The organism is Flavobacterium sp. (assembly GCF_040382755.1).
Classification (GTDB): domain Bacteria; phylum Bacteroidota; class Bacteroidia; order Flavobacteriales; family Flavobacteriaceae; genus Flavobacterium.
Map to the genome: position 1 here is coordinate 1 of NZ_JBEIET010000063.1, position 11,908 is coordinate 11,908.

Sequence of the window (11,908 nt, forward strand, 5' to 3'; positions counted from 1 at the left end):
CCACCTTATTTTTCTATTAGAACTCACCAAATTTTTAGGATTTTATCCGCAAATACAAGAAACAGATTTCGCCTATTTTGAAATGATTGACGGTGTTTTTTCTCCCTTTCAAGGCACAAGCTGTTTAAATGAACACGAAACGAAGTTGCTTAAAAAAACCTTGCAATTAAAATATGACGACAATCAAAAAGTGTTTGCTGGGGTAGAGCGTCAAATAGTATTAAAAATTCTTTTGGATTATTATGCCATTCACTTAGATGGCTTCAAAAAACCAAAATCGTTAGAGGTCTTAAAAGAAGTTTTTAGTTAATATTTTGAAACTGTTCTTCTAAACCTATTTTTCGTTTAGACTCTAAATCTGGAATATATTTTGGCTGTCCGTTTTCTAAAAAACCTATTTTTGAATAAAGTGGATTAGGTTTTGTTTGATATTCATATCCCTCTTTATCTACATAATAAATCATATTGCTTCTCTCTGCTTCTGCATAATTATATTGATGAAAAATATAATAAGTTAATTTATCATAAATAGACGGAATGATGACATTTTCGTAGGTGCAATAACCTATTTTAGTGCCTTTTTTGATTTCAATAAACTCACCATTATCTCTAATTTCATCATAAATTACTGGAACAGTTATTTTTCCAGTAGAATTAATAATTCCTTTCTTTTTATTTAAATAAACAAAAGAATATTTTAAAGAATCATTATTATAAGTTTTAATTGGATTAATATTATCATAAATTATTTCAGTTAAATAATTACCTTTAATATCAACTAAACCCCATTTATTGTTTTTACACACTCTTACCATATTTTCATCAAAAGCTCTAACAAAATCATAAATAGGTTTTATTATAGTATCGTTCCTCTTTTTAAATCCCCATTTACCATCTTTAGAAAAAGGAATTATTGTTGAACTTTTTTCAACGCTCTCAAAAAGAGATTTACTTTCTCCGCTAAATCCACCACCTATAAAAAGAATATTACCACTACCATCTGAAAAATTTCTAATTAAAATTTTATCAGTCTTATCAAATCCTATTCTTAATCTGTTTATATCGAAATTTCCATATAGGATAGGTATAAAAAATTGCTTTTTTGAAAAATATACTTCAAAAAACTTCTTCTTTCTTTTCCCATTTAAGATAATTTCTTTTGAAACAAATTTATTTTCAACAATCTCATCATAGCTAATTTTTAAATTGTTTTTGTCAATAAATTCTAAATTAAAAAAATCTGATTGAGTATTGCTTTTATTAATTAATGAAAAAAAATCTTTATTATAGTTATTTTTCAAAGGAAATGGTTTTGAAAAGTAGTTTCCATTTAACGAATCAAGATTTGATGTTTTTTTAAAATCGGAAGTCTTATTTATTCGATATGTTCCACAAGAATAAATAAAAAATACGCTCGCAATTAAAATAAAAAATTTTTTTCTTTTCATTCTGAATGAATTTTAAATAAAAGTACCAATAATTATTTTTTTAAACAAGTTTTTTCTTAACCTACAACTTTTGCCTTTTACCTTTTGCCTTTTCTCTTTAAATCCTTACTTTCGCAAATTGAATTAAGATAGCGACAAAATGAGTACAAAATTTACGGAATATAAAGGACTTGACTTGCCAACTGTGGCATCAGAAGTTCTTGATTTTTGGAAGAAAAATAACATCTTTGAAAAAAGTGTATCTACACGTGAAGGAAACCAACCATTTGTATTTTTTGAAGGACCCCCTTCTGCAAACGGATTACCTGGAATTCACCACGTAATGGCGCGTGCGATTAAAGATATTTTTTGTCGTTATAAAACTCAAAAAGGATTTCAAGTAAAACGAAAAGCAGGTTGGGACACTCACGGTTTACCAGTAGAATTAGGTACTGAAGCCGCTTTAGGTATTACCAAAGAAGACATCGGAAAAACCATTTCAGTTTCAGATTACAACGAAGCGTGTAAGAAAACCGTAATGCGATACACCGATGTTTGGAACGATTTGACTGAAAAAATGGGGTATTGGGTAGATATGGAAGATCCGTATGTTACTTATAAATCCAAATATATGGAATCGGTTTGGTGGTTGCTAAAACAAATTTACAACAAAGATTTGCTTTACAAAGGCTATACCATTCAACCGTATTCACCAAAAGCAGGAACAGGTTTATCTTCGCACGAAGTCAATCAGCCAGGTTCGTATCGTGATGTTACGGATACGACTGTGGTGGCACAGTTTAGAAGCCCCCTAACCCCCGAAGGGGGAACTGCCAATGATTTTGCTAAAGCATTTCGTTTAGACTCCCCTCCTTCGGAGGGGCTGGGGGAGGCTTTTTTCCTTGCTTGGACAACCACGCCTTGGACGTTGCCATCAAATACCGCATTAACTGTTGGACCAAAAATTGACTATGTTTTAGTTCAAACATTTAATCAATATACTTTTGAACCTGTAAATGTTATTTTAGCTAAGAATTTAGTGGGAAAACAGTTTGGAAAAGGATTTTTTGCAAGTACTGAAACTACTGATTTCGAAAATTTCAAAGCAGGAGATAAAAATATTCCATTCCAAATTTTAGCTGAATGCAAAGGTTCAGATTTAGTCGGAATTCGTTACGAACAATTGATGCCATTAGCGTTACCGTATCAAAACCCAGAAAATGCCTTTCGAGTAATTGCTGGAGATTTCGTTACTACAGAAGACGGAACAGGAATTGTACACACCGCACCTACATTTGGAGCAGATGATGCAAAAGTAGCCAAAGAAGCAACTCCAGAAGTACCACCAATGTTGGTATTAGATGAAAATGGAAATGCAGTTCCTTTAGTGGATTTGCAAGGAAAATTCATTTCTGGTTTAGGAGAATATTCTGGCAAATATGTTAAAAATGAATATTACAATGAAGGTGAAGCACCAGAACGCTCTGCCGATGTAGAAATTGCTATTCAATTAAAAGAAGAAAATAAAGCCTTTAAGGTTGAAAAATACGTACACATTTACCCACATTGTTGGCGAACAGACAAACCCATTTTATATTATCCGTTAGATTCTTGGTTCATTAAAGTAACCGAAATCAAAGACCGAATGTTCGATTTAAACGAAACCATCAACTGGAAGCCAAAAGCTACAGGAGAAGGTCGTTTTGGAAATTGGTTGAAAAATGCCAACGACTGGAACTTATCGCGCTCAAGATATTGGGGAATTCCTTTGCCAATATGGAGAAACGAAGAAGGCACAGAAGAAATTTTAGTAGGTTCTGTAGCAGAATTAGTTCAAGAAATTGAAAAAGCAATTGCCGCTGGTTTTATGACTGAAAATCCATTTAAAGGATTCGAAATCGGAAATATGACTGAAGAAAATTACGATTTAGTCGATTTACACAAAAATGTGGTCGACGAAATTGTATTGGTTTCTGCATCTGGCAAACCAATGAAACGTGAAACTGATTTAATTGATGTTTGGTTCGATTCGGGCGCGATGCCTTATGCACAATGGCATTACCCTTTCGAAAACAAGGATAAAATTGACGAAAATAAAGATTTCCCTGCCGATTTTATCGCTGAAGGAGTGGATCAAACAAGAGGTTGGTTTTATACCTTACACGCCATTTCTACGTTAGTTTTTGATAAAATTGCTTATAAAAACGTAGTTTCTAATGGATTAGTTTTGGACAAAAACGGACAAAAAATGTCAAAACGTTTAGGTAATGCTGCCGATCCATTTGATACGTTAGCCGAATATGGCCCAGATGCTACGCGTTGGTATATGATTTCAAATGCCAATCCGTGGGATAATTTAAAATTCGATTTAGAAGGTATTGCTGAGGTGCGCAGAAAATTCTTTGGAACGCTGTATAACACGTATTCGTTCTTTGTTTTATATGCAAATATTGATGGTTTTAAATACAGTGAAGCCGAAGTTCCTTTAGCAGAAAGACCAGAAATTGATCGTTGGATTTTATCGGAATTACATACGCTTATTCAAGTAGTTGATGCCGCTTATGCAGATTACGAACCTACTCGTGCAACAAGAGCTATTTCTGATTTTGTGCAAGAGAATTTAAGTAATTGGTACGTGCGTTTATGCCGTCGAAGATTTTGGAAAGGCGACTATGCTCAAGACAAAATTGCCGCCTATCAGACGCTTTATACCTGCTTAGAAACAGTTGCAAAATTAGCCGCACCGGTAGCGCCGTTCTTTATGGACAGACTGTATAAAGACCTGAATGCCAATACTAATAAGGAAAAATTTGAAAGTATACACTTATCTGTTTTCCCAGTTTCGGTTGAAAACTTTGTTGATAAATCACTTGAAAGTAGAATGCAGAAAGCACAAACGATTTCTTCGTTGGTTTTATCACTTCGTAAGAAAGAAATGATAAAAGTACGTCAGCCGTTACAAAGAGTAATGATTCCAGTGCTTGACGCTACTTTTAAAGCAGAAATTTTAGCTATTGAAGACCTTATTAAGGCTGAAGTCAACGTAAAAGAAATCGAGTTGTTAGAAGATGCTTCTGGGGTATTAATTAAACAAATTAAACCGAATTTTAAAGCATTAGGACCTCGTTTTGGTAAAGATATGGGCTTGATTGCCAAAGAGATACAGTCTTTTTCACAAGAGCAAATTAATGAGTTAGACAAAGCAGGTGAATTGACAATTACCAGTTCTGGAAAAAGTATTACTTTAACAGTCGAAGATGTGGAGATTTCTTCTCAAGATATTCCGGGTTGGTTAGTGGCCAATTCAAACGGAATTACAGTAGCTTTAGACATTACAATTTCTGAAGAATTACGTAAGGAAGGAATAGCGAGAGAGTTAGTCAACAGAATTCAAAATATTCGTAAAGATTCTGGTTTTGAAGTTACAGATAAAATTAAAGTTCAAATTCTAAAAAATGATAGTATTGAACAAGCGGTACTCGCAAATGAATCGTACATCAAATCAGAAACACTAACAAATGAACTAATTTTTGTATCAGAAATAAATAATGGTACGGAAATTGAGTTTGATGAGTTAAAAACAATACTATTAATTTCAAAATAATAAAACCTTTTGGGGCTATTTGATTGAAATAATAAATTTTAAAAAAATGTCAATTATGATAGATCAACAAATAAGATTCTCAGATGCAGAATTACAAGAATTCAAGGAATTAATTAATTTAAAGTTAGACAAAGCCAAAAACGACTTAGAATTAATTAAAAGCGCCTATTTAAACGATTCTAATAACGGAACGGAAGATACTTCTCCAACATTCAAAGCATTTGAAGAAGGAAGCGAAACGATGAGTAAAGAAGCGAATTCGCAATTGGCTATTCGTCAAGAAAAATTCATTCGCGATTTAAAAAACGCATTAATTCGTATTGAAAATAAAACATACGGAATATGCAAAGTTACCGGAAAATTAATCAATAAAGAGCGCTTAAAAATTGTTCCTCACGCCACAATGAGCATTGAAGCTAAAAATTTACAGCGTTAAAAAACGTTACTAAATATAAAAACGCTCCTTTTGGGGCGTTTTTTATTCGTTAAAATTGTTACTTTTGCACAAACATTAAAAAATGAACCTAAGAAAAGCCTATTTATTTGTATTTCTGATTTTACTTATTGATCAAGCAAGTAAAATTTACATCAAAACAAATTTTTATATTAACGAACAAGTAAAAGTGTTCGATTGGTTTAGAATTTACTTTGTGGAAAACGAAGGAATGGCTTGGGGTGCTGAAATTCCAGGTGATTATGGTAAATTATTTTTAACCCTTTTTAGAATTGTTGCTGTTGGAGGAATTTCTTGGTGGCTGTACGATTCAATAAAGAAAAAATTGTCAAATTATCTAACTTTTGCCATCACATTAATTTTAGCAGGTGCAATTGGGAACATCATCGATTCTGTTTTTTACGGCGTAGTTTTTAACGATAGTTACAGTCAAGTTGCTACAATGTTTTCCGATAAACCATATGGTACATTGTTTCACGGGGAAGTAGTGGATATGTTTTATTTTCCAATAATTAAAGACATTCCAATGCCCGAGTGGGTGCCATTTATTGGTGGAAGACCGTTTACCTTTTTCAACGCTATTTTCAACGTAGCCGATGTAGCTATTTCTACAGGATTTGGAATTTTAATTGTATTCAACAAAAGATGTTTTAACTAAAAACAAAACATAATTTTCTGTTATTTTAATTCTTATTTATTCCTATTTTAAATAATCATATCGTAAATTTGCATCAAATACTTATGATATGTTCGATGTTCAGAAAATAAGAGCGCAGTTTCCTATATTGTCACAAAGCGTTAACGGAAAACCTTTAGTGTATTTTGATAATGGAGCAACTTCTCAAAAACCTCAAGTTGTAATTGATAGTATTGTAAATTATTATTCCAATTATAATGCGAATATTCACCGTGGTGTCCATACGTTGAGTCAATTAGCGACTGATGCCTACGAACAAGCGCGATTTAAAATCCAAAAGCATTTTAATGCGAAACAGCCGTTTGAAATCATTTTTACATCAGGGACAACCGAAAGTATTAATTTAGTTGCTAATGGTTTTGCCTCTTTAGTAGAAAAAAACGATGAAATTATTATTTCAGCATTGGAACATCATAGTAATATTGTGCCTTGGCAAATGATGTGCGAACACACGGGTGCGATTTTAAAAGTCATTCCAATGGATGTTCACGGCGAGTTAATTATGTCGGAATATGAGAAGTTACTTTCTAATAAAACCAAATTAGTTTGTTGCAATCACATTTCAAACGCTTTAGGAACACTAAATCCAATTGAAGAAATCATTAAAAAAGCACATTCCGTTGGGGCAGCAGTTTTAATTGACGGTGCGCAATCTTGTCCGCATTTACAACCTGATGTTCAAGCTTTAGATGTTGATTTTTATGTAACTTCTGCTCATAAAATGTGTGGTCCAACAGGTGTTGGAATGCTTTACGGCAAAGAAGAATGGCTTCGCAAATTACCACCCTACAAAGGCGGCGGAGAAATGATTGCTACCGTGACTTTCGAGAAAACTACGTATGCAGATTTACCTCATAAATTTGAAGCCGGAACGCCAAATATTTGCGGTGGAATTGCTTTTGGAGCGGCTATTGATTATATGAATGAGGTTGGTTTTGACAACATAGCCAAACACGAACACGAATTATTAGTTTATGGTACACAAAAGTTACAAGAAATTGAAGGCGTAACCATTTACGGCCCTTCAGATTTAACTAAAAAAGCTTCGGTAATTTCATTTAATATAGAAAATATTCATCCGTATGATATTGGCACGATTATAGATAAATTAGGTATAGCGGTACGAACGGGTCATCATTGTGCACAACCGATTATGGATTTTTTCAAAATACCAGGAACGTTACGAGCCAGTTTTGCCTTTTACAATACCAAAGAAGAAATTGATATATTTGTAGCAGCTGTTAAAAAAGCTAAAATGATGTTATCGTAACTAAAACCATAAAAATGAAAAGATTTTTAATTTTATCAACTTTAATCCTTACCGTTTTGGCGTGTAGTGGTTCAAAAAATTTTAGCAAAAACGATGTGCCAACCATTTTTTATGAAGCAAACACCAGAGGTTTTTTTCTTGCGATAAAAGTTGAGAATCAAGTACTTTATACATCTAATGAGCGAGATTTTAAAGAATATTCAAATAAAATTGAAATTTCAGATACAGATTGGAAAGAGATTTCTGCATTAGCCAAAGCTGTCGATTTAGCAAAAGTAAAAGACTTAAAGTGGCCAACCGAAAAAAGATATTACGACGGTGCAGCATTTGCTAATATTATTTTCGAAGCAAAAGGCATTAAATATCCAGCTAATGGTTTCGATCACGGTTTTCCACCTGCAGAAATAGAAAAATTAGTTACTAAAATTACGAACCTTGCAGAAAAAAATAATGAATATTAAAGAAATACAAAACGAAATTGTTTCCGAATTCTCTATGTTCGATGATTGGATGGAGCGTTACGAGTACATCATTGAATTAGGAAAAGGCTTACCAATTATTGAAGAGCAATTCAAAACAGAAGATAATATCATTAAAGGTTGTCAGTCTAAAGTATGGGTTCACGCTGAAGAAAAAGACGGAAAAGTCGTTTTTTCAGCCGATAGCGATGCCATTTTAACTAAAGGGATTATTGCTATTTTAATTCGAGCTTTTTCGAACCAAACCCCTGCTGCAATTTTAGAAGCAAATACCGATTTTGTAGATGAAATTGGATTAAAGGAACATCTATCGGCAACTCGTGCAAACGGCTTGGTTTCGATGATAAAAAAAATAAAAATGTATGCTTTAGCATTTGAAGCAAGAAATTAAGTGATGATTTGACCATATAAGGAGTATAAGTAAGTATAAGCCAAATAAAACGATTAATTAAATGGACATTACTAGAAGTTATTTAAAAGATTTAGTTTACAAAGTTAATGGAGCTGCGATTGAAGTTCATAAAAACCTTGGGCCAGGTCTTTTGGAAAGTGTTTATCATAAATGTATGTTACATGAGTTGAAATTGAGAGGAATTAAATTTCAATCTGAAGTTATTGTACCTATAAATTATAAAGGACTGGATGTTGAGGCTGAATTAAGATGTGATATATTGGTTGAGGATATATTAATAGTTGAATTAAAATCGGTTTCAGAAATTAAGCCAATATTTGAAGCACAAATTTTAACTTATATGAATTTATTTAAATCCCCAATGGGCTTATTGATCAATTTTAATGTAACTCACATTTTTAAAGAAGGACAAAAAACATATATAAACAAATTATATAACGAACTTTGGGAATAATACTTATACTCCCTTATATTCCTTATATGGTATAAAAAATAAAAAATGGAAGAATTTAAAGACGAAATAAACTTAGGCGAAAGCGTAGTAACTGCATTAAAAGGAATCTATGATCCAGAAATCCCTGTGGATATTTATGAATTAGGTTTGATTTATGATGTGATGATTAACGAGGATAATGAAGTTAAAATTTTAATGACGTTAACTTCGCCAAATTGTCCAGTTGCCGAGTCGTTACCAAAGGAAGTGGAAGAAAAAGTTCAAAAAATTGATACAATTAAATCTTGTGAAGTTGAAATTACTTTTGATCCACCTTGGAGTAAAGATTTAATGAGCGAAGAAGCTAAATTAGAATTAGGAATGCTTTAATATAGTGTTCAGTGTTCAGTTTTTAGTTGGCAGTTTCCTTCTGATACTTAATTACTTAAATTATGGAAGAAATAGTAAATAAAGTTGCTAATAGTAGCTTAATGGTTTTCGATTTAGAAGATTATTATCCAGATAGTCATGTGATAGCAGTTGATGTTTCGCAATGGTTGTTTGGTGGTGTTATTTTAAAAGAAACCGAATTTAGAGCGCAATTAAAAACTACCGATTGGTCTGTTTACGAAGATAAATACGTGGCATTATATTGTTCAGAAGACGCAATATTACCCGCTTGGGCGTATTCATTAGTAGCGGTGCATTTAGCACCATTTGCTTTAAAAGTAATTCAAGGCTCTAAAGAGTTGGCAATTATCGATTGGTATCAAGATATTTTAAACAAATTAGACTACACAGATTATTTTGACAAACCGGTTATTTTAAAAGGTTGTTCTAAAAAAGAAGTGCCAAATGAAGTGTACACTTTGGCTATTCAAAAATTAATGAAAGTAGCCAAAAGCATTATGTTTGGCGAAGCGTGTTCCGCAGTGCCTTTGTTTAAAAAGAAGTAATTACAAAATTAAAAGTATAAAAAACCCAGTCAAGTATTTAATTGACTGGGTTTTTGCTTTTATAAATGTTGTGAGATTCTTTCAGAATGACAAACGTTGTGAATTTTTTTAAATTCGAATTTTTAGATTTTGGTATTTGGATTTTGAAATTTGGAATTTCTATTTTGAAATTTAATTTTCCTCTTCCTCAATTACATCTTTGTAATCTGGATATAAAAATTTATTATAAGGAAAACGACTGATATGAATACTTCGCACCGCTTCATAAACTTTTTCTCTAAAAGCTTCAAAGTTTTCTTTTTCCGTAGCTGAAATAAAAAGCGTGTTGTTTTCGCCTAAATTACTCATCCACGTTTTTTCCCAATCTTGAAGTGAGAAATTTTTGGATGTTTTTTCTATAGTTTCGTCGCTTTCATCAATTTTCACATATTTGTAAGCATCAATTTTATTAAAAACCATAATTGTTGGCTTATCGGCACTTTTGATGTCTAATAAAATTTTATTTACAGCAGCAATATGATCTTCAAATTCAGGATGAGATATATCTACCACGTGCAAAAGTAAATCGGCTTCTCGTACTTCATCTAACGTACTTTTAAAAGAATCTACCAATTGCGTAGGGAGTTTTCTAATAAAACCAACCGTATCGGAAAGCAAGAAAGGTAAATTTTTAATAACTGTTTTTCTAACCGTAGTGTCAAGGGTAGCAAACAGTTTATTTTCTACAAATACTTCGCTTTTCCCAACAGCATTCATTAAAGTTGATTTTCCCACGTTGGTGTAACCCACTAAAGCCACACGTACCATTGCGCCACGATTCCCTCTTTGGGTTGACATTTGCTTGTCTATAACCTTAATTTTTTCTTTTAGTAATGAAATTCTATCTCTTACAATTCTTCTATCGGTTTCAATTTCTGTTTCACCAGGACCACGCATACCAATTCCACCTCGTTGACGTTCTAAGTGTGTCCACATTCCGGTTAATCTGGGTAATAAATATTGACATTGTGCTAATTCTACTTGTGTTCTGGCATAAGACGTTTCGGCACGTTGTGCGAAAATATCTAAGATTAAATTGGTACGATCTAAAACTTTGCAATCTAATTCCCTTGTGATATTTTTTTGTTGCGATGGCGTTAATTCATCATCAAAAATTACCGAATTGATATCATATTCTTTGATGTACGTTTTAATTTCTTCAAGTTTTCCAGTTCCTACAAATGTTTTAGGATGCGGTTTATCTGTCTTTTGCCAAAAACGTTTCACTACTTCGCCACCAGCAGTAAAGGTTAAAAACTCTAATTCGTCTAAGTATTCATTGAGTTTTTCTTCGTTTTGGTTTTGAGTAATAAGCCCAACAATTGCGGTTCTTTCAAAGATATGTTTTTCAACTTCTAGCATAAGTTTTGTAAAATATTCACAAAAATAGCCAATAAATTTCAATAAATAACAAAGTTGTTTTTTAACGATTTTTTAATGCGTTATATCGATTAATTTAGTAAACTTTAATAATCTTATTACATTTGTTAATACTTATATAATTTAAACACAAATCTATAATGAAAAAACTACTTTTATTATTATTTATGTTTGCAGGTTTCAGTGTTTTCGGACAACTATCCCAAAACTTTGAAGGCGCAACATTTCCACCTACTGGTTGGACAACATTTGAAACAGGAACTGGTACAGTACAAAGTTGGTCTGAAACTAACTTAGCTGTTTTTACCTACGGAGGAGTTGGAAAATCCGCAATGATTAACAAAGAAAACGTGTCTACAGGTCAGGCGATTGACTGGATGGTTACTTCTGCCGTAACTGTTCCTGCCAATGGTCAGTTAAGGTTTTATACTAAAACCATTCAAACTGGAGTTCAAGGTAGTTTATTTGACATTAAAATTTCTACTACTTCACAAACAAATACGGCTAGTTTTACCAATCTTGTTTCTTATGATGAGGCTTCTTTAACTGCAGTTGCAAATGTTTATGAAGAAAAAGTAATTGATTTACCAGCTACATATCCTGTAGGTTCTACTATTTACATTGCTTTTGTAATGACAAATGATAATGGAGACAGATGGTTAATTGATAATGTAAATGTGGTGCAAAAATGTAATGCACCTATCGGTCCATTAGCTACTGCTAATGAAACTACAACTAGTGCTCAATTAAGCTGGGG

12 protein-coding genes and 1 pseudogene are annotated in these 11,908 nt (G+C 32.5%); 11 read left to right on the top strand and 2 right to left on the bottom strand.

Annotated elements, in window-relative coordinates:
- A pseudogene (locus ABWO04_RS07085) lies at positions 1-310 on the top strand (DNA repair protein RecO); the annotation flags it as partial.
- On the opposite strand, the gene ABWO04_RS07090 reads toward ABWO04_RS07085, so the two are convergent.
- Positions 303-1,448, bottom strand: a complete 1,146-nt coding sequence (locus ABWO04_RS07090; protein ID WP_353078616.1) for a WG repeat-containing protein — start codon at positions 1,446-1,448, stop codon at positions 303-305. The pseudogene ABWO04_RS07085 and the gene ABWO04_RS07090 sit on opposite strands and share 8 nt — an antisense overlap.
- A gap of 139 nt (positions 1,449-1,587) precedes the next feature.
- Here ABWO04_RS07090 and ileS point away from each other — a divergent pair, with 139 nt between their 5' ends.
- The 9 genes from ileS to ABWO04_RS07135 all read left to right on the top strand — a co-directional run bounded on the left by ileS (position 1,588) and on the right by ABWO04_RS07135 (position 9,732).
- Complete coding sequence (gene ileS, locus ABWO04_RS07095; protein ID WP_353078618.1) at positions 1,588-5,031, top strand: isoleucine--tRNA ligase; 3,444 nt, start codon at positions 1,588-1,590, stop codon at positions 5,029-5,031.
- A gap of 55 nt (positions 5,032-5,086) precedes the next feature.
- Entirely contained in the window at positions 5,087-5,467 is a 381-nt protein-coding gene (locus ABWO04_RS07100) for a TraR/DksA family transcriptional regulator (protein WP_353078620.1), read from the top strand.
- Positions 5,468-5,549: 82 nt separating this feature from the next.
- Positions 5,550-6,143 (top strand): lipoprotein signal peptidase, encoded by a 594-nt coding sequence (locus ABWO04_RS07105; protein ID WP_353078622.1) that lies wholly within the window; start codon positions 5,550-5,552, stop codon positions 6,141-6,143.
- 88 nt (positions 6,144-6,231) lie between these two features.
- Positions 6,232-7,452 (top strand): aminotransferase class V-fold PLP-dependent enzyme, encoded by a 1,221-nt coding sequence (locus ABWO04_RS07110; protein ID WP_353078624.1) that lies wholly within the window; start codon positions 6,232-6,234, stop codon positions 7,450-7,452.
- 14 nt (positions 7,453-7,466) lie between these two features.
- Entirely contained in the window at positions 7,467-7,913 is a 447-nt protein-coding gene (locus ABWO04_RS07115) for a hypothetical protein (RefSeq protein WP_353078626.1), read from the top strand.
- Positions 7,903-8,322, top strand: coding sequence for a SufE family protein (locus ABWO04_RS07120; RefSeq protein WP_353078628.1), 420 nt, complete (start codon positions 7,903-7,905; stop codon positions 8,320-8,322). The genes ABWO04_RS07115 and ABWO04_RS07120 overlap by 11 nt, the downstream gene beginning before the upstream one ends.
- Before the next feature lie 61 nt (positions 8,323-8,383).
- Positions 8,384-8,797, top strand: a complete 414-nt coding sequence (locus tag ABWO04_RS07125; RefSeq protein ID WP_353078630.1) for a GxxExxY protein — start codon at positions 8,384-8,386, stop codon at positions 8,795-8,797.
- 45 nt (positions 8,798-8,842) lie between these two features.
- Complete coding sequence (locus tag ABWO04_RS07130) at positions 8,843-9,166, top strand: SUF system Fe-S cluster assembly protein (RefSeq protein ID WP_353078632.1); 324 nt, start codon at positions 8,843-8,845, stop codon at positions 9,164-9,166.
- A 62-nt stretch (positions 9,167-9,228) separates the two neighbouring features.
- A complete protein-coding gene (locus ABWO04_RS07135; protein ID WP_353078633.1) occupies positions 9,229-9,732 on the top strand; it encodes a DUF2480 family protein in 504 nt (167 codons plus the stop codon).
- A 171-nt stretch (positions 9,733-9,903) separates the two neighbouring features.
- On the opposite strand, the gene hflX is transcribed toward ABWO04_RS07135, so the two are convergent.
- Complete coding sequence (gene hflX, locus ABWO04_RS07140) at positions 9,904-11,133, bottom strand: GTPase HflX (protein WP_353078635.1); 1,230 nt, start codon at positions 11,131-11,133, stop codon at positions 9,904-9,906.
- Between the two features lie 158 nt (positions 11,134-11,291).
- Between hflX and ABWO04_RS07145 the strand changes: the two genes are divergently transcribed.
- Positions 11,292-11,908: choice-of-anchor J domain-containing protein (locus tag ABWO04_RS07145; protein ID WP_353078637.1), on the top strand; the 617-nt coding region annotated here is incomplete at its 3' end.